Origin of the sequence: Pseudomonas sp. A-RE-22 (assembly GCF_019956035.1) — a bacterium.
GTDB classification, from domain to species: Bacteria; Pseudomonadota; Gammaproteobacteria; order Pseudomonadales; family Pseudomonadaceae; genus Aquipseudomonas; species Aquipseudomonas brassicacearum.
The window spans coordinates 61,186-86,517 of the sequence record NZ_JAHBCZ010000012.1 but is presented as its reverse complement, the minus strand read 5'-3'; the positions used below and the strand labels follow the sequence as shown (position 1 = coordinate 86,517).

Below are 25,332 nucleotides of genomic sequence, written 5' to 3'. Positions count from 1 at the left end.
CATCGAGTATCCAGAGGGGCTCGTTCAATGCGGGCCATTCATGCTGGATGAACCACGCGTCAGACGCTTGAGCGCGATAACCATCAGGCCCCCGGCTACTACCATTCCCGTGAGAAAAAGCGGATAGGCAACCCACCAGGGAACGGCTGAGGTCATCATGCTGAACTCGGACATGCCACCAATGCTGGCGATCAGGTTGAGAGGGAGGAATACCACATTGATCAGCGTCAGTTTGCGTAACAGGTTGTTCATGGTGTTGTTCATCAAATTGCCGCGTGCGTCGATCAAGCCGGCAAACACCCTGGAGTAGATTTCCGCCTGTTTGTTGCACTGGGTGTTTTCGATGATCAAATCGTCGATAAGCGCAATCGCCTCGACGCTGAAGTGCTCTTTTTCCGCATGGTTGCGCAGCCGAGTCAGGACAGCGCCATTGCTGTGAATCGCATTGATGTAGTAGATCAGGCTTTCGCTGAGGTTAAACATCTGGACCAGATGTCGATTCTCCATCGAGGCGTTGAATTTCTGCTGCAGCTCGCGAGCCACCATCTTGATCACCTTGAGGTGACCCAGGTAGTGGTGGAGGTTGTTGAACAGTATGTCCAGCAGCACATCTTGCGTTGTGTGCAAGGGGTGCCGCTGCCCCAATCCACTCAACTGGGAGTCGTCAGTCGCGATTATCAGCAAGCGTGTTTTAGAGAAGAGCAAGCCGAACGATGAGACCTCAAAGGCCAGGCTATCTCCGCCCGAGTAACTTTCCGGACGCTTCCAGATCAAGAACAGGTTATCCGGATGGAATTCGATGCGTGAGACTTCGTCCGGATCCAGTGCCGAAGCCAGCGCGTGATCGTCCAGTTTGAACTCGCTGCGCAACAGATCTCGTTCTGCCGCATCGGGATTACTGAACAACATCACATCAGCATTGAGCTGTTCAACCGGTACCAGCGCCCCATTGGCGAGTAGGAAACTCTTGATCACGTCTGACCTATCGCGTTGTTGACGGAGGAAGTCAGTGTCTTGCAGGTCGTGTAGCGGATCAAGTATTCACCAGGCCTGACCGCGACGTTTCAGCTCAAGGCGGCGAATGAACTCTTCCAGAACCAAGGAATACAGGTCGTCTTGCAAGTATGCGTCTTCGATGCCCGCGTCCATGTTCGGGTTGTCGTTAACCTCGATGACCACCACCTTATCCCCCGACTGTTTCAGGTCGACCCCGTACAAACCATCGCCAATGAGATTCGCGGTTTTCACCGCCAGATCCACCACCGCCCGCGGTGCTTCGTGAACCGCCAAGGTGCGGCATTCCCCATTAATGTCCTGGCCCTTGGCCTTGTGGTTGTAGATTTGCCAGTGACCTTTGGACATGAAGTACTGGCAGGCGAAAATCGGTTTTCGGTTGAGCACACCGATGCGCCAGTCGTACTCGGTGTAGAAGAACTCCTGAGCCAGTAGCAATACCGAGTGCTCGAAGAGCTCAGCGGTGGCATCCAGCAGCGCCTGCTGGCTTTCGACCTTGATTACGCCACGGGAAAAACAACCATCGGGAATCTTCAGCACTAATGGAAAGCCCAGGCGTTCACCGACTCGCTCGAAGTCTTCCGGTCGCTCCTTGTAGAGAATCTCGGTTGCCGGCATACCCAATTGATGGCTTTTGAGCAGATCAGTCAGGTACACCTTGTTGGTACAGCGCAGGATTGAAGTGGGATCGTCCATCACCACCAGGCCTTCGCTTTCCGCCTTCTTGGCGAAGCGATAGGTGTGGTTATCCACGCTGGTGGTTTCGCGAATCAGCAGGGCGTCATACTCGGCTATCCGTGAGTAGTCTTTCTTTTCGATCAGATCGACATCAATGCCCAGACCTTTGCCCACCCTGATAAAATTTTCCAGTGCCTTGGCATTGGAAGGCGGCAGCGATTCTTGTGGGTCATGCAATATGGCCAGGTCGTAACGGGCCACGCGGGGTGACCGCGGTACTCGCCAGATCTTGCGGCTGAAACTGTCCAGCGAGTTGGCAAATTGATCCTCCTGGTCTTCGCGTAGCTTTTGCAAGACGCCAGGCTTTATCCCCTCGATGTGCCAACTATTGCTTTTACGGAACTCCACCAAGAGGATCGGACACGGGAATATTTCGAAAATTTGCCGGGCCAGTTCCTGCAAAGGCTCAAGGTTGGTTTTGCCAAAGTAAAGAGTGAGCGTGAATCCTTCGGTATTACTATAAAGGTGGTTGTTCAGTGCTTTGTCCAGCGCCTTGTCCAAGTCATCCAGCGCTAGGCTGTACAGTGACTTTCGGGTCAGCTCGCTGATGGTTCGCACAGACGGAATAACTTTATGGCCGCGTGCTTCTGCCAGCAATGAACAATAATACCCGTGTCCCAGGTACTTGTAGCTCCGACACAGATTAATAACCTGAACACGCTTGCCAGCCTCGCTTTCAAGGGGTTGCTCGAGATATTCCTGGGCACTCATCACATCGTCTGATGGGAAATAAGACGCCCAGTCTTCTTTTCGCTCAACAATAATAACGACTTGGCTTTGCCGCCTGGGCGCGCTCGATAAATAAGTAAGGTTTGATATTGCCGCTAGCCGATTTTGCTCTGATACTTCACGCCAATCACCCTGTGCCGCTGACATATGAGAAGGTCCGTTGGAGAACAAGTCCTTATCTATTAAGCACGATACTTTTTAAAAGTCTCGTTTCGTTACGCAACTTTTACGGCGGCTATATGAATCTGGTATTTCGCAAGGCGACACACGATGACCTGAAGTCTCTGCTGGAATTGGAAAACCAGTGCTTTACTCATGACCGGCTCACGCCGCGCAGTTTCCAGTGGATGATCGGCCGAGCCCATGCCAGCCTGATCGTCGCGCAGGCCGAGAGCCAATTGATGGGCTACTGCCTGGTCTTGTTCCACCGCGGCACCTCGCTGGCGCGTCTGTACTCCATCGCCATCGCCACCCATAGTCGTGGCCTGGGCTTGGGGAAACAGCTACTGGATCAGGCGGAAGAGTGCGCACGCGCGAACGACTGCGCCTACCTGCGACTGGAAGTCCGACCGGATAATCCGGTTGCCATCAGTCTTTATGAGCGCAATGGGTACCGGCGCTTCGCCGTGGTAAATGACTACTACGAAGACCATTTGCATGCGCTGCGCTTGGAAAAACGTGTTGTGCAGCCTCGGGAAAACCGTGAGCTCCAGGTACCTTATTACCAACAGACCACTGAGTTTACCTGCGGCCCGGCTTGCCTCTTGATGGCCATGAAGGCATTGCAACCCGATCGTTTAATCGGGCGTCGGGACGAACTGCAGATCTGGCGTGAAGCCACCACCGTGTTCATGACTTCAGGGCACGGCGGTTGCAGTCCCCAAGGGTTGGCACTCGCGGCCTGGCGCCGGGGGTTTCGAGTACGCTTGCAGGTGAGTATCGCAGGTCCGCTATTTCTCGACGGCGTGCGCGACGAACATAAAAAAGAAGTAATGCGCCTGGTACACGAAGCGTTCTGCAGCGAACTCGCGCAGAGTGATGTGGAGCAGGTGAGCAGCAACCAACTGGACCTGGCCCTCGCACTGAAGGAGGGCGGTCAACCCCTGGTGTTGATCAGCAGCTACCGACTGACGCGCTCAAAAGCCCCACACTGGGTCATTGTCACTGATTACGATGAGGACTTCGTCTACCTGCATGATCCAGACATTGATCATAGTCAGCACCGTCAGGCACTTGACTGCCAGCATCTTCCCGTCAGCCACAAGGCGTTCGACAGAATGTGTGTTTTCGGCGGCAATAAGCTACGCGCCTCCGTGACGATTTACCCTCGTCAATCTATGCCCAAGGTATGAAGCGATACCCAACCCCCGTTTCGGTAATGAAGTGTTGCGGTTGGGAAGGGGCGGCTTCGACTTTTTTACGCAGGCTCCCAGCAAAGATGAACCAGCAGGTGGTACGGGTTGTACAAAAAAATGAGCCGGTTTGGACTCAAGGTTGATGCGTTCCGTTCTTAGTGGGTGACGCGGCGTAGGAAAATCCCTACACGACCCTCTGTATTTCCTAGCCCTAAATAAGATTGCTCCGATTATATAGTTGATGGCACCTGGCTATTATTCAAGCGCTAGGGTGGCATCCTGGTGCGTATCCAAGACAATCGCGCTTCGGGCAATTCAGGAAGCGGTTGCGGACAGAGGAGGATCTGTGTCGTGTTGAGGCATATCGGTGTAACCGATCTTTGCGTAGGAATGTATGTCCAGGAACTCTCCGGTTCCTGTGTAGAGCGTCCATTCTGGAACAAAAGCTTCCTGATTCAGAATGAGGAGGTGCTGGAGAAAGTCCTTGCCTCGGACATTGTTGGTGCGTGGATCGACCTGTCCAAGGGGGCGGACGTGCAAGCCTCTGCGCCTGATGAAAACACTGTGCAGGCTCAGCAGCCCCCACGCTTGTCGACCCGATCATGCACCGAAGTACCCAGGCCGCGTCCGAGGGTGGCAATGAGCGAAGAGTTGTTGAGGGCGGTCAACCTTTGCTCCAGTTCCAAGGCGGCGGTCATGGAGATGTTCGGCGACTTGCGCATGGGACGGATCGTTCAACTGAATCAAGTCACGGACATGGTTGGTGAAATCTCCGACTCGCTGTTACGTCATCCTGATGCACTGCTCAGCCTGGTGCGTCTCAAGACTGCCGATGAATATACCTACATGCATTCCGTAGCGGTCTGTGGGTTGATGATTGGTTTGGCACGTCAGCTGGATTTACCGCCGCAACTGGTACAAGAAGCCGGGCTGGCGGGCTTGCTGCATGACGTGGGCAAGATGGTGATACCCACCGCCATCCTGGCGAAACCATTGCCCTTGAATGACACCGAACACATGACGATGCGCACACATCCCGAGGCGGGTGCCAGGCTGCTGGCGGACAGCAGGCATTTCACTTCCCGGGTGCAGGACGTTTGCCTGCATCACCATGAGAAGGTGGACGGTAGTGGCTATCCCCATAAGTTATGTGGCACCCAGATCAGTCTATTCGCGCGCATGGCCGCTGTCTGTGATGTGTATGACGCCGTGACGTCTGACCGTCCTTATCGGGATCGCTGGGGCCCCGCCGAATCGATTCGAAAAATGGCGGGATGGAACGGGCATTTCGATCAGAAAGTGTTTCACGCCTTCGTCAAATGCATTGGTATCTATCCGGTTGGTGCTTTGGTACGCCTTCAAAGTGGCAGGTTGGCGGTGGTAATGGAGCAACACGCCGATTATTTGCTCACGCCCAGGGTGAAGGTTTTCTACTCGGCGGCGAGTCGTACGCCGCTGCCTCCCGAATCTATTGATCTGGCCTGTGGGCAGGACAGCATCGTCAGCATTGAGTCGGAGAGGACCTGGGGCTTCAAGAGCCTTGAAGCGCTCTGGGTGGGCACGGGGCAGGGCAGCGAGTCGCGATTCGGATGACGCCTGCGAGTTCGAGTTTTTTTACCAGCGCCTGTCGCTGGTTTTTTTTGCTGTCGTTTTGGGGGCCTGTCACTGTCGGGTAGGAATTCTCCTACCGCACCAACCGCAATCCTTAGGTGTAAATCAGGATGCTCCGATAGTTTCACGGCCATCACTTGGCCATTATTTCTCCAGGCCAACAAAAACCGGGCATCCCAATCGTGGATGTCTTGCGCGGGGTCCCGTCGGATCCGCACTGAACTGGAGAGATGAAGGTGAAAGGACAGGTAATTTCCTCCCCCCTGATCTTGATGCTGCCCGCGGGACTGACGGGAGTTTTCGGTTGTGTCGCGATTCTGGTCAGCACGGACTTCAGTCTGCGCAGTGCAGCCAGTTGCGCGCTGGTCTTGCTTGGCGCGTTGCTGATGGGTGTGTGGAGCCGGCGTTTATTGAGCAGTCGGCAGCACGCACAGCAAGGCGATGATCAGCCACTTCACCTTCCGCTGACCGCTTCGCCGGATGAAGGATTGGGCGAGGTATGCGCACAGGTACTGCCGATCTGGAGCCAGCAGATCGATGCAGCGCGCATCCTCAGCGAGGAGTCGATCCTCAAGCTGAGTAACCGCTTCGCGACGCTGTCGGGAGACATCAGTGCTTCTGCTTCCCAAGGGGCGAGCCAGAGCTCGGGTACACGGTTGCTGGAAATTCTTGAGGTCGGCCAGCGGGACCTGGACTCGATCATGGTTGCCCTTCGCGATGCGCTGTTGCGCAAGGAGTCGCAACTCAAGGAGGTATTGCTTCTTTCCGACTTCACCTCTCAATTGCAGGAGATGGCCAAGTTCGTCGGTGATATTGCCCAGCAGACCAATCTGTTGGCACTCAACGCCGCGATTGAAGCGGCGCGGGCAGGGGATGCCGGACGCGGCTTCGCGGTAGTGGCGGATGAAGTGCGCAAGCTGTCCAGTCTATCCGGGGAGACGGGGCAGAAAATCAGCGAAACGGTCAATGCCGTCAACGCTGCCATCTCTCGCACCGTCGAGCTGTCTCAGCACCAGGCGCAGCAGGATTCGCAAACCCTGGCTCATTCGGAGCAACTGGTGTTCCAGGTGATCGAGCACTTCCGGCACAACGCCCAGGCCATTGTCGATACCAGCAGCAGTCTTCAGCAGCAGAGCGAAAACGTTGCCACCGAGATATCGGGGGTACTGGTCGCCCTGCAGTTCCAGGATCGAGTCGGCCAGATGCTTTCCCTGGTCAACAACGACCTTGGCAAGCTGCATGGGCATATCGTCGAACGCCAGCAATTCGCGCTCGCCGGCGGCACACCGGCCCCAATCATCGCGGATGCCTGGCTTGAGCAATTGGCGAGCACCTACACCATGCCTGAACAGCATGCGATCCATCACGGTAAGCCTGTGGTGAGCAGCACTTCATCCGAGATCACTTTTTTCTAGGGAGTTTCCCCATGAGCAAAACCATCCTGATTGTCGATGACTCTGCCTCCATTCGCCAAGTGGTGAGCATCACCTTGAAGGGCGCCGGATACGAGGTCATCGAAGGTGTTGACGGTCGTGACGCCCTGACCAAGCTCGACGGACGCAAGATCCACTTGATTGTAAGTGACGTGAACATGCCGAACATGGACGGCCTCAGCTTCATCAAGGCCGCTAAACAACTGCCGGCCTACAAGTTCACGCCCGTGATCATGCTGACCACCGAAACCGGAGAGGCCATGAAGCAACAGGGCCAGGCCGTCGGTGCCAAGGCCTGGATGGTCAAGCCCTTCCAGCCGGCCCAGATGCTGGGTGCCGTCTCCAAACTGATCATGCCGTAGCGCCGCCCAGAGTCCCTGGAAAGGAGGTTGTCATGACAAATACCACGGCTTGTCTGCGTCGGATTCTGGTTCTCGAAGGGCCACTGACCATTTACACCGCCGCTGAACGCAAAGACCTGTTGCTGGAGCTGTTTCCGTTGGCTCAGGAAGTCGAAATGGATCTGGGCGGCGTGGACGAAATGGATACCGCCGGGCTCCAGCTGTTGGTGCTGATCAAACAGGAGTCGCTGCGCCATGGCTCCAACCTGCTGCTGAGCAACCCCAGTACGGCGGTGCTTGATGCACTGGACATGAGTGGGTTGCACAGCTTTTTCGACCAGTCGGCTCCGTCCCTTCAGCAGAGAGGTTGAAGCCATGAGTTCGCCCATGAATCTGGACGACGTGCTACGAACGTTCATCGCCGAAAGCCAGGAGCTTCTGCTCCTGATGGAAGAGGCGTTGCTGCAGATCGAACAGGCGCCGGATGATGTCGACACAATCAACGCCTTGTTTCGCGTCGCCCATACCATCAAAGGTTCTGCCGGCCTGTTTGGCTTCACGCCGATCGTTGCCTTTACCCATGTGGCAGAAAGCGTGCTGGATCGGGTCCGTGGACATGAACTGCGGGTCGACGAATCGCTGAGTGCCCTGTTCCTGGAAGTGCGGGACCACTTGTGCACGCTGATTGAATTGCTTGCCAGCCACGGTGACCTGCAAGGCATGACCGCAGAGCATGAGCGGCAGGGCGCGGCGTTGGTCGAGCGTCTTAACGGCTACCTTGAGCACCGTCACGAATCGGCGCCGTCCCTGGCAATGAGCGAGCCGCTGCAATCGACTTGTGCCGCCCGCTGGCACTTGTCCCTGCGCCTGTGTCCCGACGTCCTGCGCAACGGTATGGACCCGCTGTCGTTGCTGCGTTACCTCAACAGTTTCGGCCAGATCAGCACGGTCGTGTGCATCACCGATGGCATGCCGGATATTTCGACGATGGATCCGGAAACCTGTTACCTGGGGTTTGAGCTGGGGTTTGTCAGTGATGCCGAGCAGGCCACCATTGAAGGTGCGTTCGACTTCGTTCGTGAGGGCAGCCAGATCTGCGTGTTGCCGTGCAACGGCGACCTGGCAGGCTTCCGGGCGTTGATCGGCCGTCTCGATGCGGAGCCCGATGCCATGGTCGAAGCCTTTATCGCCTGTGGTTCCGTGCCACGTGACGGTTGGCAGGCGAGCCCGTCTTCAGATGAATCGACGACTGTCGCGGTGTCCGCCGTGGTACCAGACCAGGCGGCTCGCGATGATGTCACCAAGAACCGGGGAGCAAAAGAGGCCCGTCCGGCCGAAGGTAATCTGATTCGTGTCGACGCCGGAAAACTGGATCAATTGATCAACCTGGTGGGCGAACTGATCATCGCCGGTGCTGGTGCCAATCTGGGGGCGATCCAAAGCGGCATCAGCGAGCTGATTGAAGCGACAAGCTCGCTCTCGCGTCTTGTAGAGGAGGTGCGCGACTGCGCCCTGACCCTGCGAATGGTGCAGATCGGCGGCACATTCAACCGCTTCCAGCGGGTGGTGCGCGATGTCTCCAAGGAACTGGGCAAGGACATCGCCTTGCAGGTGCTCGGCGCCGAGACCGAGCTGGACAAGACCGTGGTCGAACGCATCGGCGATCCCCTGACCCACCTGGTGCGCAACGCCATGGACCACGGCATCGAACCCTCCCAACTGCGCCGCGAGCGCGGCAAGCCTGAACAGGGCACCGTTCGCCTCAATGCCTATCACGAGGCCAACAGCATCGTCATTGAAGTCAGTGACGACGGGGGTGGCCTGAACAAGCAACGCATCCTTGCCAAGGCGATTGAACGCGGCCTGGTTGCCGAAGGGCAACAGCTGGCCGACGGCGACATTCTCAATCTGATTTTCGAGCCAGGCTTCTCCACTGCCGATCAGGTCAGCAACCTGTCCGGGCGCGGCGTGGGAATGGACGTCGTCAAACGAAACATCGTCGCCCTGCGAGGCTCGGTCAACCTGGAAAGCGAGGAAGGGGTGGGCACCACGGTGCGTATCCGCCTGCCGCTGACCCTGGCCATCATCGATGGCTTTCTGATCGGGGTGGGCAATGCCTCTTATGTCTTGCCTCTGGACGTGGTTGAGGAGTGCATCGAGCTATCGACCGACGACTGCAGCGATCAGGACTTCCTGGACCTGCGGGGCTCGGTACTCCCAGTCCTGCGCCTGCGCGAGATGTTCGCCATCGATGAGCCTAACCATGGCCGTGAAAACATCGTGGTCGTGCATTACGCAGGGATGCGGGTGGGCCTGGTCGTCGATCAATTGCTCGGTGAGTTCCAGACAGTGATCAAGCCGTTGGGCAAGATTTTCGGTACAGCTCATGGACTGGGCGGCTTCACCATCCTGGGGAACGGAGCAGTAGCGTTGATCCTGGATATTCCAAAACTACTCGGGCAGGTCCCTAGCCGACAGAAGCACGGTGCGACCCTCAGCCCTGAATTGACTTAATCGTTCTCCCTGGAGTACAGCATCATGACCGTCAAAAAAAATATCTCGCTGCTGGTCGCCTCAGCTGTGTTGGGCATCCTGATCCTGGTCAGTCTCAGTCTTTATCTGATGGGTGGGGTCAGGACCACTGCCAGCTATGCACAAGTCAATACAGTGCCCAGCCTGCAGTTGCTGGATCAAGTGGCCCTGGCCCTGGCGGATAGCCACAGCCGGCAATGGCAGAGTCTGTCCGGACCGGCCGGTAGTCCCCTGCAAAGCGACAAGGAAACGGTGATCCAGGCGCTGGATCGCTACCAGAAGGAGTTCGTCTCCGACGATCACGATGCGACGCTGCTCAGCGCCTTGCGCAGCACGGTCAATGAATACAACCGGGGCATGGAACGTTTCGATAACGCCTTCAAGAATGCCGCCCCTGAAGCCCGTAGTTTATTGCTCGACCTGGAGGTGACGCGCGAAAAGGTCACTTCCGCCTTGAGCGATATCCGTCAGTACAACCTGGACCTGGGGCGTAAAAATGCGGTGATCGCGGCATCGACCGAACAGACGGCGATCTACAGCATCGCCTTGGTTGGCGGCGCCACCTTGCTGGTCATCTGCTTGATCGGCTTCTTCCTGGTACGCCGGCTGCTCCACGCATTGGGTGGCGAGCCCGATGATCTTCGGCTGCTGGCCGAGCGGTTGGTGGCCGGGCAACTGGATGTGCAGGGCAGCAACAATGGCCCTGAACGTACCGGGCTGATGGGCTCCATGGACCGGCTGGGCGGGACCTTGAATCAACTGATCGGCGAAATGAATCACATGTCCGCAGAGCATGACAAAGGCGACATCGACGTGCAGATCGATGCGGCACGTTTTGCTGGCAGCTATGGGCTGATGGCCCAAGGCATCAACGATATGGTCAGTGGGCATATCAGCGTCAAGAAGCAAGCCATGGCCTGCATCAAGTCGATCAGTGAGGGCGATCTGCAGGCGTCCCTGCAAGCGTTCCCCGGCAAGAAAGCCTTTATTAACGTCACCATCGAGCATCTTCGCAGCACCATCACGGCGTTGATCGAAGAGATGCGTCACATGTCGGACGAGCACGAGAAAGGCGACATTGATGTGCAGATCGACGTACAGCGATTCCAAGGCTCGTACCGTCAGATTGCCCAGGGCATCAACGACATGGTCAATGGCCACATCAGCGTGAAAAAACAGGCCATGGCTTGCATACGTTCCTTCGGCGAAGGTGACCTGTCGGCACCGCTGGCCCGTTTTCCCGGCAAAAAAGCTTTCATCAACGACAACATCGAACAGCTGCGCAGCAACGTCCAGGCGCTGATCGAAGACACCCAGATGCTGAGCGAGAATGCCATGATCGGCAAGCTCGATACCCGTGCAGACAGCACCCGTCATCAAGGTGATTTCCGCCGCATCGTGGCGGGGATCAACAGCACCCTGGACTCTATCGTTGCCCCTCTCAACGAAGCGATGACGGTCATGGTGGCCCTGTCCAGTGGTGACCTGACCCGCAGCGTCAAAGGTGATTACCAGGGCAGCCTGCAAGACTTGAAGAATGCGGTCAACGAAACGGTGAGCAAGCTTTCGCAGATCATTGGCGAGGTGCGCAGTTCCGCCGATTCGCTGTCCAGTGCCTCGGAAGAAATTTCCGCCACGGCCCAGAGTATCAGCCAGTCGGCTTCGGTACAGGCAGCGTCGGTTGAAGAGACATCGGCGTCGATGGAACAGATGTCGGCGTCGATTTCCCAGAACACCGAGAATGCCAAAGTGACCGATGGCATGGCCGGCAAGGCGAGCAAGGAAGCGAGTGAAGGTGGACAGGCCGTCAAGGACACCGTCTCGGCCATGAAAACCATCGCCGAGAAAATAGGGATCGTTGACTCGATTGCCTACCAGACGAATCTGCTGGCGCTCAACGCGGCCATCGAAGCGGCCCGTGCCGGTGAGCACGGCAAAGGTTTCGCAGTCGTCGCCGCTGAGGTGCGCAAGCTCGCCGAACGCAGCCAGGTCGCGGCGCAGGAAATCGGCCAAGTGGCCAAGAACAGTGTTGCCCTGGCTGAGCGGGCCGGCAATCTGCTTGATGAAATCGTACCCTCGATTACCAAGACCTCTGATTTGGTCCAGGAGATTGCCGCTGCATCTGAAGAGCAGTCCATCGGCTCGGAGCAGATCAATACCGCCATGTCGCAGATGAGCCAGATCACTCAGCAAAACGCCTCGGCGTCCGAAGAGCTGGCTGCTACCGCCGAGGAAATGAGTAGCCAGGCCGAGCAGTTGCAGGAGTTGATGGGCTTTTTCACCCTGCATGGTCGGGTTGCGGTTTCTGCCGTACCACGGGCCGCATCTTCCAGTCTGGGCGGCATGCAAAGCAGTGAGCATGCCCAGGAAGGCGGTTTCATTCGCTTCGGGAGTTGAGCCATGGAACCTGCAGTCTTGAGCCATTTCGAGCGCGCACCGCAGAGTCCGTGTGACAGCGAATTCCTGCAATTCCTGACGTTCGTATCCGCCAGGGAGCTTTATGCGATCGATACCTTGTGCGTGCGAGAAATCATCGAGTACGGCCAGGTTACAAGCGTACCGATGATGCCGGATTTTATCCGCGGAGTGATCAATCTGCGCGGTTCGGTGGTGCCGGTGATCGATCTGCAGGCGCGCTTTAGCAGGGGCGCCACGCAGCAAGGCAGCAGGACCTGCATCGTTATCCTGGAACTGGTTCAGGAAGGCGAGCCGCAAGTGCTGGGTATCGTAGTCGACTCGGTGAGCGAGGTGATCGAAATCGAGTTGGCCGACATCAAGGCCGCTCCGGCGATCGGAAACCGGATCCGTGAAGACTTCATTCGAGGGATGGTCAAGGTGCGGGGTGCGTTCCTGACTGTGCTTCAGATCGACCAGGTGCTGTGTGTCAGTGAGATCGCCAGCCAGTTGCACTGAGTGGTAGCGCTCAGGCATGCCTACGTTGTCTTGAGATGGATGCTGCCGTCTACGGTGGATCCCGAGGAATGAACCATGTCCATATCTGCCTCGCGCTTGCCGGCCCCAGGGACGGCAGCGCCACAGTACCTGACCTTCAGCGTGGGCCAGGAGATGTTCGCGATAGGCACCCTGTGTGTACGGGAAATTGTCGAGTACGGTCCGATTACGCCGTTGCCGATGGCGCCGCCGAAGGTTCGCGGCATCACCAATCTGCGCGGAGCGGCCATTCCTGTGCTGGACCTCGGGCTGTGTTTCGGGGGCGCCCAGACCCTGGAAAACCCACACACCTGCATCGTCATGCTGGAGGTCCACGGCAGCGGCGGCGCAGGCCTGGTGGGCATCATCGTGGACGCAGTCAGCGAAGTGCTGGAGATACCGGCCGAGCAGATCGAGCCGGCACCGGCACTCCAGGGGCGCCTTAGCCCTGCATTTGTGGTGGGGGTCGGCAAGCTCAGTGATCGTTTCGTCTTGTTACTGGACATCGAGCACATGCTCAGTAGCGAGGACTGGTCGGCGCTGCTCCCTTCGAACGTCAACGCTGACGGGCCGAGACCATGAATGTCGTGCTCTCCGACAACGAGTTCCAGCAGTTTCGGGCAATGATTCACGAAATTGCCGGGATCAGCCTATCCGTTGCCAAGAAACAGCTGGTCAGTGGCCGCCTGGCCAAGCGCTTGCAGTTTTTCAACTTGACCACCTACGGCAGCTATTATCGCTTGTTGATGAAGGACCGGACCGAGTTGCAAATGGCGGTGGACTTGCTGACCACCAACGAAACCTACTTTTTCCGCGAACCCAGGCATTTTGAGTTTCTGCGCGATGTGATTCTCCCCGAGCTTCGTGGCAATGGCCCGGTGCGCATCTGGAGTGGGGCCTGTTCCACCGGAGAAGAACCCTACACCCTGGCCATGGTGCTGGCCGACAGCCTGGGCACCCGGCCATGGGAGATCCTCGCTTCCGATATCAGCAGCCGGGTGCTGGAAAAAGCCCAGGGCGGACGCTACCCGCTGGACGGTATCCGCGGCATTCCCGAGGCGCTGCTGAACAGGTACTGCCTGAGGGGCGTGGGCAGCAACAACGGCGTTTTCATGGTTGATCGCGCGTTGGCGTCACGTATCACGTTCACTTCGATCAACTTGAATAATGCACTGCCTTCGGTGGGGCAGTTCGACGTGATCTTCCTGCGCAATGTGATGATCTATTTCGATAACCAGACCAAGTCTGAGGTGGTGAGACGCTTGAGCAAACACCTGCGGCCAGGCGGCTACTTCATCGTGAGTCATTCAGAAAGCCTGAATGGCATCAGCGATGAATTGCAGTTGGTCAAACCGTCTATCTACCGCAAGCCGGACGCTTGAGGTGGCTCGGGTGGTCGAGTATTTCCTGCAACCCGGAGACGTAGTTTTTGGAGGGCGCCAAATGCGCTTGTGTACCGTCCTGGGGTCCTGTGTCGCACTGGTGTTTTGGCATCCGCAACGCTTGTTGGGTGGCATGTGTCATTACATGCTGCCGCGGCAACGGTCGCAAGGCGTGGGCAACCTGAACGGTCGTTACGCCGCCGATGCGTTGGCGCTGCTGTTGGAGTGCATTCATCGTGCGGGGGCTCGGCCCGAGCAGTTCGAGGTGAGCCTTTTTGGCGGGGCTGACATGTTCCCAGGGATCAAACGGTGCAACGGTATCGGGATTGGCCAACAGAACGTCGATGCCGCCAGGAGCCTGATCCAGGCCCATGGGTTGCAATGCCGGGTTTATCACGTAGGTGGCCGGGGGCATCGCCACCTGGTGTTCGATGTGAGCACCGGACGCCTTCAACTCAAGCATGTCAACTCGCTGCTCAAGGTATTCGAAGCGCCCAAGAGTCATGCCTGATGGCGCGGATCAAGGTGTTGATTGCGCGGTGGCATGCGGCGTTCGCGGACATCAGCCCTGAGATCGTGCCGTCGTTTCAGACCAGTCCTTCATTCAAGGCGTAGCGCACCAGGTCTGTGCTGGTGGCAAAGCACATCTTCTCCATCAGCCGTGTCTTGTGGGTGCTGACGGTTTTATTGCTGATCACCAGTTGTTCGGCAATCTGGTTGACGCTCAGCCCTTGAGCCAGCATGCGCAGGATCTGGAATTCACGTGAGGTCAGGCTCTGCGCAGCGTTTTCGGGCGTTACACCGCTGCTCTGGAGTGCGATCTGCTCGGCCAGTTGTGGATCCAGGTAGCGCGCCCCGGTGCTCACCTTGCGGATCGCTGCCAGCAGCGCTTCCGGGTCGCGGTCCTTGGTCATGTAGCCTGAGGCGCCGGCGCGTAGCGCACGTTGGGCTATATGGGCTTCATTGTGCATGCTCAAGATGAGCATCGGCAGCTTGGGGTAATGGGCGTGGATACGGCCAATCAAATCTTCGCCACTTGAACCGGGCATGGTCATGTCGAGCAGTAGCACGTCTACGTCTGTGTGGCGCAGCAACTCCAGGACCTGGACACCATTTTCCGCTTCCGCCACCACGGAAAAATCCTTGACCAGCGCGAACAACTGCTTGAGGCCTTCGCGCATGATCGTGTGATCGTCGGCCACCATTAAACGGATCATGAGTCGTGACTCCTTGAAACAGGTACGCGCAGTTGAACGGTAGTACCGCTGCCGATGCTGCTGGATATGGTGGTGGTCCCTCCCAAAGTCAGGCCCCGTTCGCGCATGCCCAGCAAGCCGAGGGTCCTGGACGATTGTTCACGTTGCTCAAAGCCTTTGCCGTTGTCGGTGATTTCCAGCGACCAGCCATTGTCGCCTTGCTCAAACGTGATGTTGATCCGGGTGGCTTCGGCGTGCCGGGCAATGTTGGTCAGCGACTCCTGGGCGATTCGAAATGCAGCGGTTGCACTGGCATCGTCCAGACGGATTTGCGGCGGATGAATCTGCAGGTTGCAGTCGATGCCCCATTGCTGCTTGAACGTGTCGGTCAGCCATTCCAGTGACGCGGCGATACCCATGTTGAGGATGGAAGGGCGCAGGCTGGTGGAAATATCCCTGACCACTTGCACCGTCTGGTCGATCAGTTGCAGCAGGCGTGCGACTTGTTCACTGAGCTGGGGCAGTTGCTCGCCGTACTGGAAGCGCAGCAGCGACGTGCCCATGCGGATTGCGGTCAGATGTTGCCCGAGTTCATCGTGGATCTCCTGGGCGATCAGCTTGCGTTCCTCTTCCCGCGCACTTTCCCGACTGGACATCAATTGGCGCAATTGCTTGTTGAGCGATGCCAGGCGCAGTTCGGCCAGGCGCAGCTGCGATATATCGCGAACGACAGCCAGCACGGTGGCAATTTTTCCCTGGATGTCCTGCTCGGGAACGAGACTGATGTGATACACGCGTTGCAGTCGATGCTGCTCGGTGAGCACATACTCATGCTCCAGGGGCTGGCCCTTTTCCACGGCTTCGATGACGGCTGCACGGAATAGTTGGCTCTGCAGGTTTTTCGGCAGGATCTCGAGCAGGTCCTTGTGCAGCAAGTCGATCTGCGGACGATCCAACCAGGTTTCCAATGCCGGATTGATGAACAACAGTTCTCCTGTGCGACTCAGTCGTGCAATGCCATCAGGAGAGTTTTCAACCAATGTGCCGAGTTCCTGCTGCCGGGCCAATTCGTTGCGCCGGGCTTCCCGGATATCGGTGATGTTGCGAGCAATGCAGACCAGGCGATGCAAGCGCCCATTTGAATCGGCTACGGGCACCAGGTTGAAGTGGACAACGATCGAGCGTTGACTGCAAGGCAGATGCGCATCCAGCTCGATGGGAGCACCCACGGCGATGCAGTGCAGGCAGATAGCCTCGACAATACTTGCGGCTTCTTTTTCCAGGCATTGGCCCAACGGTTGGCCGATCATGTCCGAATGGCTCTTGGCGAGCATCTCGCACAGCTTTGGATTGGCCTCCAGGCAACTGAGTTGCTGGTCGGCATCCACAGCGAGCAGGCAAAGCATGTCTTGCGAATGATCGAAGACTTCGCGGTAGCGACGTTCGCTTTGGGCCAAGTGGCTGTGGGCTGAGCAGCGCTCCCAGGCGATGGCGCCGATATGACTGGCCATTTGCGCATGCTTGCGGTCCTGCTCGCTCAGTTGGGTTTCACCGCCGACGAACAACAGGATGACGCCCAGCGTGACGCCGGTCTTATTGATCACCGGTTCTACCCAGCAACCCCGGTAGCCTGCCTGCAAGGCGGGCTGGCTGAAAGCAAGGTCAGAGGCATCGCGCCTTAAATCACGTATGAAGTGAGGATGCTCGAACAGCCCGGGATGTCGGCCAAGGTCGTCGGCCAGGCAGGTTTCAATCAAGGATGTGTCCGTCGGTGGCGCTCGAAGGGAATCGTCGCCGGGCACGGCTTTGAAAGCCATGGCGTTGCGAAACTCGGGTGTCAGGATTTCCAGGTAGGCGCTGAGCAGCGGCAGCACCTCAAGCAGCGTGTCGTTAGTGACCATTTTTTGGAAAATGGCAGAGCGCGCATTTTCGGCGCGCTCCTGGCGGCGCAACGCACTGATATCCTGGGCCGTGACAAGCGCTCCGCAAAGCTCGCCTGTTTCGTCATGCTCCGGCGTCAGGTTGCACAGGAAATCCACGGAGCGACCTGAATACGGGTCCCTGCTTTCCAGCAGGAACGTGTTTGCTGCGCCGGTAGATAACGTGAGTTTTACTTGCGTGCGAAAGTACTCGTCGAGCTGATCGGGTGTCGAGGTGCGTTCAGTAATGTGAGTGTTGGGAAAGCCCCTGGCGCGCTCAAGCTCAGGGTTGGCGTAGATTTGTTGTCCGAGCCGGTTGTAGCGAAGGATGATGTTTTGTGAGTTTTTGGCCAGTGACAGGTACTTTTTTTCGTTATTGAACAAGGCCTGGCGCAGGGCAAGGTGTTCACTGATGTCTTCAAGCTGCGACACAAAGTAAAGCGCCCTTGCATCGGGGGTACGGGCGATACCCACCGTCAATCGTGCCCACAGTGTGCTGCCGTCTTTTCGAATGTAGCGTTTTTCCAGTGTCAGGCTTGAGCGTTGCCCCTGGATGAGCCGGTTTAATTCATCCTTGCTGACATCGGTATCGTCCGGATGAGTCAGCCGCTGGAAAGACGTCGCGCGAAGTTCTTCTTCGGTGTAGCCAAACATCTGGCACAACATTTGATTGGCCGCGATCCATTCGCCGCTTATTCGCAGCAAGGCCAGGCCCGTACCGGCGGAGTCGAACGCCAAGCGATAATCCTGCTCGGCAAGGTGGATGTGTTCGGCACGGTGGATTTTTACCAGGTACGTGGATTGTTGCGCTTTGTAGTCGAGCTTCACACTCAGCGTGTCACCACCGGCCGACATGCCCTGGAAATGCCAGCTACCCTTGAGCCGAGCATTGGTGATGTGCTGTTCAAAAGTCTGCGGCTTGAGAGAAAACAGGGAGGGTAAGGGAACCAGGGAAGCGGCGGTCTCGCTTAACCCCAGCAATCCGCTGGCGCAGTCATCCATGATGAGCAGCGCCCCCTGGGCGTCCAGCAACAAGACACCCACGTCGTCCGCATCCTGCGTGTCCGGTGTTGCTACCGCAATGGCTGAATCCATTCGCCCATCCTCTGGCAACTCGTTCCTGAGCATAGCTTAAGTCTTGAGAGCTAAATCGAGTGTTCGACTATGGTCATAGGGCTGCCCACGGGTTTTGATCGATGCTTGGTATACCTGCAGGGTTTTGCCCGCGGACGAAAGGAAGGGGGTTACCTTGGACAGATATCAAGGATGAGACCACAATGATGCCGCTGTGATATCAATTGTGTGGCCGGCGCAACGAGCGTATCTATGCAAGCAGCTTCAAAGAATAGGGTCAGTTTGCGCAGATGGATCTGGCGGGCGTTTGCCAGTACCAGCCTGTTGCCGCTCGTCTTGGTGGAAGGCGTGCTGATTAGCACTTATTTCATCACGAACCAGTCCATTCGAAACTCCCAGATCGAGCACCTGCATCAAAGTGCAACACGAGACATTCAGGTATCGGTTCAGCAGAATGCGCTGTTGGTGCAAGAACAGTTGGAGCAGGTTCACAAAACGATCAGTCTTTATGCCAAGTCCACTGAGCATGAGCTCACCGAAAACCAGCCTCCCGTGGCGGCATCGCTTTCAGCAAGTGCCGATGGTGTCCGTTACAGCGCAGCAAACGACGGGGCGTCCGCCTCGTTTTATTCGAATGTCACCCCGCTGAAAAAGCAGGACCTCTACAAGATATCGCTGCTGGCGAATCAGGACTTCATGATGAAGCAGTTGAAGGACGGGGATCCTCTGATTGCCAGCATCTATTTCAATACGTGGGACAGTTATAACCGGATTTATCCCTGGTTTAATACGCTCGAGCAGTACCCACATGATATGGACATCACCCAATACAACTTCTACTACTTGGCCGATGCAAAACATAATCCTGATAAAAAAGTAGTCTGGACCGATGTCTACCTGGATCCCGCCGGCCAGGGGTGGATGATGTCTGCCATTGCGCCGGTCTACAGCGGCGACTTCCTGGAGGGCGTAGCCGGGGTCGACGTAACGGTCGATGGCATCTTGAAGCAAATAGAGCAGTTGAAGATGCCTTGGGGTGGCTACCTGATGCTGGTCAACAATAAGCTCGATATCATGGCCGTGCCCAAGGCGGGGCAACGTGATTTTTCCCTGCGAGCCGTCGATAACCAGCCCGCTGGAGAGCCTGTTGATCGCGAGCGCCTGCAATCGCCGGATTTGAACCTCTCTCGTTATCCGGACCTCGCCAGTCTCAATAAGAACTTGCCGGGTCATCCAGAGGGCATTGTTGCGCTGACGTTGAATGGACGGCCTCACCTGGTCGCCTGGAGCGAGATCCCCACCACCGGCTGGCTCTTGTTGGCGGTAGTGGACGAAGCGGCGGCGATGCAGGAAACCAATCTGCTTGCCAGTCATTACCGCGAAGTGGGGTACCTGTTGGTCGCGGGGCTGGTTGTGTTCTATGCCTTGTTCTTTGCCTTCATGTGGTGGCGCACACGTGATCTCAGTCGCCAGTTGAGCACGCCGGTGCAAGGGGTCTCTCGCATGATGCGAGAGATCGGCCGGGGTAACTGGCAACCAGCGGCAAGTCCTTCCGATATCACCGAACTGTGGTCAATGTCTGACCAGGCACTGGGGATGGGCAGGCAGTTGGCCCAGGCCGAATTCATACGCAGCTCCACACAGCAGCGTCTGGAGTTGGTCATGGAGAGTTTTGCCGAAGGGCTCTGGGAGTACTACCCGAAACGGCCGCGTTTTATTCTCAAGGGTGCCCTGAGCCAGCGTTTCGGCTTTGCCGTCAATGAAGTGCCGATGGCGAGATTGCTGGAGAACATTCCCGTTGAAGATCGGCAAACCTTCACCCGGTTTCTGGAGGAGGCCAGGGGCAGTGCAAGCGTGGCGCCGGAAGTGGAGTTCCGGATCAGGGACGTGCATGGAAAGCTGATCTGGATCCTTTGCCGGGGCCGTACGCTGGAGCCCTCTCGGCTGGATGATTCCAGTGTCGTGGTCGTGGCGTGTGTCGACATTACGACACTCAAGCAGACCCAGTTGGATCTGCGGGAGAAAACCCTGGAGGCAGAGGCCGCCAGTACTGCCAAGTCCAAATTCATCTCCAGCATGAGCCATGAGCTGCGTACGCCATTGAATGCGATCTACGGGTTTGCCCAGTTGGGGCTCATGCAGTCGCCTGCCCCGGCATTGGAAGAGACGGCCAACCTGGAGGAAATCATCAAGGCCAGTGAACACCTCATGCAGTTGGTTGACGATCTGCTGGACCTCTCCAGCTTGCAGGCCGAGAAGCCACTGCTGGATCTCAAGCCCGTACACGTGGCAAGCCTGTTATCCAACTGCGCTGACATGGTCCAGCAGCAAGTCTCGGCGCATGGCCAGACGTTGCACATCAATGCTCCCCTGGATACATGGCATGTCTGGGCGGATAAGCGTCGTCTCAAGCAGGTCCTGATCAATCTGTTATCCAATGCAATCAAGTACAACCGGCCCGGTGGAGACATTACTCTGGGGGCTTTGGTTGTCGAGGACGGAGCCAGGCTTCGTCTTTATGTGACGGATACCGGCATGGGGATTTCCCCGGCTTTGCTGGGCGAGCTTTTCAGACCCTTCCAGCGTTTGGGTAAAGAGAACTCGTCCATCCAGGGGACTGGCATTGGCTTGGTGTTGTGCCGAGATCTGGCGCTCCTGATGCACGGCACCATGGGCTTTGAAAGCCACGTCGAAGTCGGGACGACGTTCTGGATCGACCTGTGCTCGGCGGCGTTTCCTGTGCCGGGGAACGAGTCCAAAATGTCGGCGATAGCCTTGCCACGCGTGTTGTTGGTGAGTAACGACCCCAAGGATGCTGAGGTGGTTCGAGAGGCGTTAATCGGCGACTTCGAGCTGGAACGGGTTGATACCTTGCCCGAAGCGGGTCTCGTGCTTGATGCCACGGCGGTCAGCGTATTGATCGTCGCCACTGCCGACCCAACGCCGGTGCTGAACACTTTTTTCAGCGGCTTGCGCACGCGTATCGCAAAGACTGCCATGTCGATCATCGTGGTCCGTGCGGCCGTCGATCACGCTTCGGTTGGCCAGCTTGAATGCCAGGCCATCGTCTCTTCTCCATTGGAGAGGCAGAGTATTCGTAGTCTGGTATTGACGCTCGCCACGGGGAGGGCGGATGTATGTTTGCCAAAGTAGATGCGCAAAGCAGGATCGTCATTATCGACGACGTGGCCACTAACCTCCGGCTTCTGGATTCATGCTTGCGAGCCGTGGGCCTGCAGAACATCACCACATTCAGCGACTCTGCCAAAGGACTGGACTGGTTGCTTGCGAACGCCTGGGACCTGCTGTTGTTGGACCTGGACATGCCCGCACCCGACGGCTTTGAGATCCTTGATCGCCTCAATGCACGTGACCGCACGGAATCACCGGTCATCATCGTGACGGCCTTGAGTGATCAGCAGAACAGGCGCAAAGGACTGGAAATGGGCGCCAACGACTTCATCTCCAAACCCATTGATCTGCCTGAAGTGCTGCTCAGGGTGCGTAATTGCCTGGAGCTGGCGCAGGCGGCCAAGCTCCTGCGCGACGTCAATGCTGAACTTGAGCGCAAAGTGGAACTGCGCACGGCCCAGCTGGCTTCCAGCTACAGGGCGATCAGCAGCAGCTTGAGTCGAGCAGCCAGCTATCGCGATGACGACACGGGGCAGCATATTGTCCGTATTGGCGAGTCCGCGGCTTTGTTGGCCAAGGCAATCGGCATGCCCGCTCAATGGTGTGACCTCATGAGGATGGCTGCACCGATGCACGATGTTGGAAAAATCGGCATTGCAGATGCCATTCTGCAAAAGCCTGGAGCATTGACCTCGCAGGAGCGGGCGATCATGCAGGAGCATGCCCGCATTGGTTATGAAATCCTGCATGACCCAGAGGGCTCTCCGTTGACGGACCTGGCAGCGGAAGTTGCCCTGGCGCATCACGAACGTTGGGATGGCACCGGCTATCCCAAGGGATTGCAAGGCAAGGAGATCCCGTTATCGGCAAGGATTGTGGCGATATGTGATGTGTATGACGCCATAAGGATGCCTCGCGCCTATAAGCAGGCTTGGGATGTCGAGCGTTCCAGGCGTTTCATCATCGAACAAGCCGGTACCCAGTTCGATCCTTTCCTGGTGGATGTCTTTTGTAATCTCTTTGACGAAATAGATCGCTTGCGCCTGCCTGATGCGCAGGAGGGCTGATGTTCAGCGTACTGCCTGGCCAAGGGGGAGCGGTCAGAAAGCGGTTTTCTTGAAGCAGCGAGCGGACACGCCCCGAAAGAACGACCAAATGGCGAGCCCCTGCACGACGACCGCTGTTGTCACGACGGCGACGATGGCGTGATTCGGATCGGTGAAGAGCGAGCGCAACAGGCCGAAAAAGGCCGGGGCGAAGGCGTAGGTGGCTTGGCTGATCGCGACCATCAGGGCGATCACCCTGGCGGTTTGTTCACGGCTGAACTCGGTCTGGGCTATCAGGGGTGGCAAGGACGTGGCGTTGCCAATGCCCGAACCGATCAACACCACGGCTATCCAGGCCACTGTCGGGTGAAGGTCCAGGCCCAGAAGCATCAGCGTGCCCAGCATCTGGATGGCATAACCGAGGCAGGCCAGTTGTCGGCGGTTCATGCCTTGGATCATCAAGCGTGCGGCGACGTATCGCCCGCCCATCGCACTGGCAGTGGCCAGACCCATGGCGAATGAGGCGTCATGCGCCCCCATGCGACCCATCAGGATCGAGTACAGGTGCGCGATCAAGCCGATCTGGGCGAACAGCCCCAAGGACATGCCGGTTGCCAAGGTGCGGAAGCCTGCCGACCTGAGGGTCTGCATGGCGGTCCACGGCGTGACGCCGGCGCTGATCGGCACGGGTTCCGGTTGGTCTGCATTGTCGGGATGTTGTCCCAGGCTTCGTGGGGTTTTGTTGAAAACCAGGAAAGCGAAGGTGCCTATGAGCAGCACCGCGACAATGCTGATTACCAGCGCCGCCATGGCAAAGCCGAAACGCTCGATCAGCAACACCCACAGCGGCGAAAAGATCACGCCACCCAGGCTGGCGCCGTTGTAGGCCTTGCCCAGGGCCTTGGGTCTTTCCTTGACGTACCACGGCGCGATCAGGGTGTTAACGGCCGCAGCACCCAATGTCACCCAGCCGATACCCGAGCAGAGGGCGCCGGTATACAGCACCCATAACTGGTTGGCGTGAGCCCAGATGTTTACGCCAATGCCCAGGACGATGCTGCCCAGCAGAGTGATGGCGGGTATCCCGAAGCGCGCGTAAAGGCGCGGCAGGTTGGCGATGACAAGCGTGCCGCTGAGAAAGTGCAAGGTCACGGCAGCCGAGACCTGGGCGATCGGCCAACCCGTGCGCTCCATGACGGCTTGCATGTAAATCGGCGGGCCATAGAAGCCGATCCCCCAGCCGATAATCGCCAGGATGAACGTGCAGGCCAGTACGTTTTTTCCAAAAAAGCGGGTGTGTGTCATCGCCATCTCCTCCAGGGTGGCTCACAGACTATGGGATCGACAGGTTCCTCACTTCGGGGGGCGTCGAACTATGGATGTCGAGCACATTGCTTCTTGGATTACATTTCATCCATCCGCTACGTTGAATGGAGCTGAGCTTCGATCGCTTGCTTGTCGATAATCGACCAGACCTCGCGGATCCTGCCGTCCTCGAACGCATAGAAGACGTTTTCGGTGAAGGCGATCCGTGTCCCATTAACCGCAAGACCCAGGAACTCCCCAGCCGGCGTGCAATTGAATCCCAGGCGAGCCGCCAACTTGGGTGGGTCGATCACCAGGAATTCGACTTCAAAGCGCAAGTCGGGAATGTCCCGATAGTTCGCTTCCAGCATGCCTTGATAGCCATGCAATCCTAATCGTCTCGCGTTGTGAACCACTTCCTGGTGCACAAAAAGGCCCAGGTTTTCCCAATCCTGTGCATTCAGGCAGGTTATGTAGTCGTTATAGATATCGGCAAGATTCGAAGTCATGGGGACTGATCTCCGCTACGTGTCTGTTCCAAAAAGCATAGTCATGCTGCCGCTTCGGCCTGCTCTCCGTGACGTTGGCAGATCCATTGAGTGTGCCAGCGGCGTGGTCTACGGCGTATCGAAAAAATAATCACATCAGCCTGTCGATTTCGGCCAATGCCATTCGATTAACCCATAGAGCCGCCACACGGACGGCCTAATCCATCCACTCTCAGGAGATCAGAGCATGCGATTTATGGTGATCGTCAAAGCCAGTCCGGAATCGGAAGCCGGAGAAATGCCCAGCGCGGAACTGCTGGCCGCCATGGGTGCCTACAACGAAGAGCTGGTCAAGGCCGGGGTGATGCTCGCCGGTGAAGGTCTGCACCCCAGTATCGAGGGCGTGCGCGTGCAGTTTTCCGCCAAGGACCGGACGGTGATCGACGGGCCCTTTGCTGAAACCAAGGAGCTGATCGCCGGCTTCTGGATCTTCAAGGTCCAGTCATTGCAGGAGGCCATCGACTGGGTCAAGCGCTGCCCGAACCCGATGGTCAGCGACAGTGAAATCGAGATCCGCCAGATCTTCGAGCTCGAGGAGTTCGGTGAGTCCTTTACCCCCGAGTTGCGCGAGCAGGAAGAACGCCTGCGGGCGCAGATGTCCGATCAATCGTGAAACCGACCACAGGAGACCCCACCATGAGAATCATTCCTTACCTGACCTTCAACGGTAACTGCAAGCAGGCCTTCGCCTTGTATAAGGAGGTACTGGGCGGCGATCTGTTTTCCATGTCTTTTGCCGAGGCCCCCGAGGAAACCGGGATGCCCAAGGATCCCAACCTGATCATGCACACTTGCCTGACCGTCGGCGCTTTCAGCCTGATGGCCTCCGACTGCCCACCGGGCCAACCGTTTCGCAAGCCGCAAGGCGTGTCGGTTTCCCTCAACGTCGACAGCGTGGAGGAGGCCGAGCGGCTGTTCAATGGTTTAAGTGCAGGTGGCAGCGTGTACATGCCCCTGGATAAGACCTTCTGGGCGGAACGCTTTGCCATGTTCGAAGACCGTTTCGGGATTGCCTGGATGGTCAATTGCGAGGGGGAAAAATAAGT

Annotated in this window: 19 protein-coding genes and 3 pseudogenes; 16 read left to right on the top strand and 6 right to left on the bottom strand. The window is 57.4% G+C overall.

From position 1 onward, the window contains the following. Window positions 1–24: 24 nt before the first annotated feature. Both KGA89_RS08615 and KGA89_RS08610 read right to left on the bottom strand, forming a co-directional pair. Window positions 25–975: a magnesium transporter CorA family protein gene (locus tag KGA89_RS08615; protein ID WP_013692972.1), complete on the bottom strand. Its 951-nt coding sequence runs from the start codon at window positions 973–975 to the stop codon at window positions 25–27. Window positions 976–1,041: 66 nt separating this feature from the next. After that, window positions 1,042–2,628: a RimK family protein gene (locus KGA89_RS08610; RefSeq protein WP_223471280.1), complete on the bottom strand. Its 1,587-nt coding sequence runs from the start codon at window positions 2,626–2,628 to the stop codon at window positions 1,042–1,044. 92 nt (window positions 2,629–2,720) lie between these two features. Here KGA89_RS08610 and KGA89_RS08605 point away from each other — a divergent pair, with 92 nt between their 5' ends. The 12 genes and pseudogenes from KGA89_RS08605 to KGA89_RS08555 all read left to right on the top strand — a co-directional run bounded on the left by KGA89_RS08605 (window position 2,721) and on the right by KGA89_RS08555 (window position 14,577). After that, the gene (locus KGA89_RS08605; RefSeq protein WP_027912390.1) at window positions 2,721–3,833 is read left to right on the top strand and encodes a GNAT family N-acetyltransferase/peptidase C39 family protein; all 1,113 of its coding nucleotides are present in this window, start codon (window positions 2,721–2,723) and stop codon (window positions 3,831–3,833) included. 354 nt (window positions 3,834–4,187) lie between these two features. Beyond that, window positions 4,188–5,429, top strand: a complete 1,242-nt coding sequence (locus KGA89_RS08600) for an HD-GYP domain-containing protein (protein WP_223471279.1) — start codon at window positions 4,188–4,190, stop codon at window positions 5,427–5,429. A gap of 830 nt (window positions 5,430–6,259) precedes the next feature. Then, window positions 6,260–6,862: pseudogene (locus KGA89_RS30755) on the top strand (methyl-accepting chemotaxis protein); the annotation flags it as partial. Between the two features lie 11 nt (window positions 6,863–6,873). Further along, window positions 6,874–7,242 carry a response regulator gene (locus KGA89_RS08590; protein ID WP_013692986.1) on the top strand — a complete coding sequence of 123 codons (369 nt, stop codon included), beginning with the start codon at window positions 6,874–6,876 and terminating at the stop codon, window positions 7,240–7,242. A gap of 32 nt (window positions 7,243–7,274) precedes the next feature. After that, window positions 7,275–7,592 carry a lipid asymmetry maintenance protein MlaB gene (locus KGA89_RS08585; protein ID WP_013692987.1) on the top strand — a complete coding sequence of 106 codons (318 nt, stop codon included), beginning with the start codon at window positions 7,275–7,277 and terminating at the stop codon, window positions 7,590–7,592. Between the two features lie 16 nt (window positions 7,593–7,608). Then, window positions 7,609–9,735, top strand: a complete 2,127-nt coding sequence (locus tag KGA89_RS08580) for a chemotaxis protein CheA (RefSeq protein ID WP_223471278.1) — start codon at window positions 7,609–7,611, stop codon at window positions 9,733–9,735. A 24-nt stretch (window positions 9,736–9,759) separates the two neighbouring features. After that, window positions 9,760–10,764, top strand: a pseudogene (locus KGA89_RS30750) (methyl-accepting chemotaxis protein); the annotation flags it as partial. A 33-nt stretch (window positions 10,765–10,797) separates the two neighbouring features. Beyond that, window positions 10,798–12,150, top strand: a pseudogene (locus KGA89_RS30745) (methyl-accepting chemotaxis protein); the annotation flags it as partial. A gap of 3 nt (window positions 12,151–12,153) precedes the next feature. Further along, a complete protein-coding gene (locus tag KGA89_RS08570) occupies window positions 12,154–12,666 on the top strand; it encodes a chemotaxis protein CheW (protein WP_013692990.1) in 513 nt (170 codons plus the stop codon). Window positions 12,667–12,741: 75 nt separating this feature from the next. Continuing rightward, entirely contained in the window at window positions 12,742–13,266 is a 525-nt protein-coding gene (locus KGA89_RS08565; RefSeq protein WP_013692991.1) for a chemotaxis protein CheW, read from the top strand. After that, entirely contained in the window at window positions 13,263–14,066 is an 804-nt protein-coding gene (locus tag KGA89_RS08560) for a CheR family methyltransferase (protein WP_013692992.1), read from the top strand. Before KGA89_RS08565 ends, KGA89_RS08560 begins: the two co-directional genes overlap by 4 nt. A 61-nt stretch (window positions 14,067–14,127) precedes the next feature. Next, window positions 14,128–14,577: a chemotaxis protein CheD gene (locus tag KGA89_RS08555; RefSeq protein ID WP_223471276.1), complete on the top strand. Its 450-nt coding sequence runs from the start codon at window positions 14,128–14,130 to the stop codon at window positions 14,575–14,577. A gap of 76 nt (window positions 14,578–14,653) precedes the next feature. On the opposite strand, the gene KGA89_RS08550 is transcribed toward KGA89_RS08555, so the two are convergent. Next, window positions 14,654–15,283 (bottom strand): response regulator, encoded by a 630-nt coding sequence (locus KGA89_RS08550; protein WP_013692994.1) that lies wholly within the window; start codon window positions 15,281–15,283, stop codon window positions 14,654–14,656. Further along, complete coding sequence (locus tag KGA89_RS08545) at window positions 15,280–18,276, bottom strand: PAS domain S-box protein (RefSeq protein WP_223471275.1); 2,997 nt, start codon at window positions 18,274–18,276, stop codon at window positions 15,280–15,282. The genes KGA89_RS08550 and KGA89_RS08545 overlap by 4 nt, the downstream gene beginning before the upstream one ends. A gap of 231 nt (window positions 18,277–18,507) precedes the next feature. On the opposite strand from KGA89_RS08545, the gene KGA89_RS08540 reads away from it, so the two are divergent. Then, window positions 18,508–21,408 carry an ATP-binding protein gene (locus KGA89_RS08540; RefSeq protein ID WP_223471274.1) on the top strand — a complete coding sequence of 967 codons (2,901 nt, stop codon included), beginning with the start codon at window positions 18,508–18,510 and terminating at the stop codon, window positions 21,406–21,408. Beyond that, entirely contained in the window at window positions 21,393–22,454 is a 1,062-nt protein-coding gene (locus tag KGA89_RS08535; RefSeq protein WP_223471273.1) for an HD-GYP domain-containing protein, read from the top strand. Before KGA89_RS08540 ends, KGA89_RS08535 begins: the two co-directional genes overlap by 16 nt. A gap of 33 nt (window positions 22,455–22,487) precedes the next feature. Here the strand turns inward: KGA89_RS08535 and KGA89_RS08530 are convergent, their stop codons facing one another. Further along, window positions 22,488–23,738 carry an MFS transporter gene (locus KGA89_RS08530; RefSeq protein WP_223471271.1) on the bottom strand — a complete coding sequence of 417 codons (1,251 nt, stop codon included), beginning with the start codon at window positions 23,736–23,738 and terminating at the stop codon, window positions 22,488–22,490. Between the two features lie 116 nt (window positions 23,739–23,854). Continuing rightward, window positions 23,855–24,247 (bottom strand): ester cyclase, encoded by a 393-nt coding sequence (locus KGA89_RS08525; RefSeq protein ID WP_100264146.1) that lies wholly within the window; start codon window positions 24,245–24,247, stop codon window positions 23,855–23,857. Between the two features lie 226 nt (window positions 24,248–24,473). Here KGA89_RS08525 and KGA89_RS08520 point away from each other — a divergent pair, with 226 nt between their 5' ends. Both KGA89_RS08520 and KGA89_RS08515 read left to right on the top strand, forming a co-directional pair. Then, window positions 24,474–24,899 carry a YciI family protein gene (locus tag KGA89_RS08520; protein ID WP_223471269.1) on the top strand — a complete coding sequence of 142 codons (426 nt, stop codon included), beginning with the start codon at window positions 24,474–24,476 and terminating at the stop codon, window positions 24,897–24,899. 23 nt (window positions 24,900–24,922) lie between these two features. Beyond that, window positions 24,923–25,330 (top strand): VOC family protein, encoded by a 408-nt coding sequence (locus KGA89_RS08515; protein ID WP_223471267.1) that lies wholly within the window; start codon window positions 24,923–24,925, stop codon window positions 25,328–25,330. Window positions 25,331–25,332 lie beyond the last annotated feature (2 nt).

What these genes read in the sequence shown, in the direction of transcription:
- KGA89_RS08610 (WP_223471280.1), bottom strand. Translation starts at nt 2,628, where the DNA reads ATGTCAGCGGCACAGGGTGATTGGCGTGAAGTATCAGAGCAAAATCGG.
- KGA89_RS08605 (WP_027912390.1), top strand. Translation starts at nt 2,721, where the DNA reads ATGAATCTGGTATTTCGCAAGGCGACACACGATGACCTGAAGTCTCTG.
- KGA89_RS08590 (WP_013692986.1), top strand. Translation starts at nt 6,874, where the DNA reads ATGAGCAAAACCATCCTGATTGTCGATGACTCTGCCTCCATTCGCCAA.
- KGA89_RS08585 (WP_013692987.1), top strand. Translation starts at nt 7,275, where the DNA reads ATGACAAATACCACGGCTTGTCTGCGTCGGATTCTGGTTCTCGAAGGG.
- KGA89_RS08580 (WP_223471278.1), top strand. Translation starts at nt 7,609, where the DNA reads ATGAATCTGGACGACGTGCTACGAACGTTCATCGCCGAAAGCCAGGAG.
- KGA89_RS08570 (WP_013692990.1), top strand. Translation starts at nt 12,154, where the DNA reads ATGGAACCTGCAGTCTTGAGCCATTTCGAGCGCGCACCGCAGAGTCCG.
- KGA89_RS08565 (WP_013692991.1), top strand. Translation starts at nt 12,742, where the DNA reads ATGTCCATATCTGCCTCGCGCTTGCCGGCCCCAGGGACGGCAGCGCCA.
- KGA89_RS08560 (WP_013692992.1), top strand. Translation starts at nt 13,263, where the DNA reads ATGAATGTCGTGCTCTCCGACAACGAGTTCCAGCAGTTTCGGGCAATG.
- KGA89_RS08555 (WP_223471276.1), top strand. Translation starts at nt 14,128, where the DNA reads ATGCGCTTGTGTACCGTCCTGGGGTCCTGTGTCGCACTGGTGTTTTGG.
- KGA89_RS08550 (WP_013692994.1), bottom strand. Translation starts at nt 15,283, where the DNA reads ATGATCCGTTTAATGGTGGCCGACGATCACACGATCATGCGCGAAGGC.
- KGA89_RS08545 (WP_223471275.1), bottom strand. Translation starts at nt 18,276, where the DNA reads ATGGATTCAGCCATTGCGGTAGCAACACCGGACACGCAGGATGCGGAC.
- KGA89_RS08540 (WP_223471274.1), top strand. Translation starts at nt 18,508, where the DNA reads ATGCAAGCAGCTTCAAAGAATAGGGTCAGTTTGCGCAGATGGATCTGG.
- KGA89_RS08535 (WP_223471273.1), top strand. Translation starts at nt 21,393, where the DNA reads ATGTTTGCCAAAGTAGATGCGCAAAGCAGGATCGTCATTATCGACGAC.
- KGA89_RS08530 (WP_223471271.1), bottom strand. Translation starts at nt 23,738, where the DNA reads ATGACACACACCCGCTTTTTTGGAAAAAACGTACTGGCCTGCACGTTC.
- KGA89_RS08525 (WP_100264146.1), bottom strand. Translation starts at nt 24,247, where the DNA reads ATGACTTCGAATCTTGCCGATATCTATAACGACTACATAACCTGCCTG.
- KGA89_RS08520 (WP_223471269.1), top strand. Translation starts at nt 24,474, where the DNA reads ATGCGATTTATGGTGATCGTCAAAGCCAGTCCGGAATCGGAAGCCGGA.
- KGA89_RS08515 (WP_223471267.1), top strand. Translation starts at nt 24,923, where the DNA reads ATGAGAATCATTCCTTACCTGACCTTCAACGGTAACTGCAAGCAGGCC.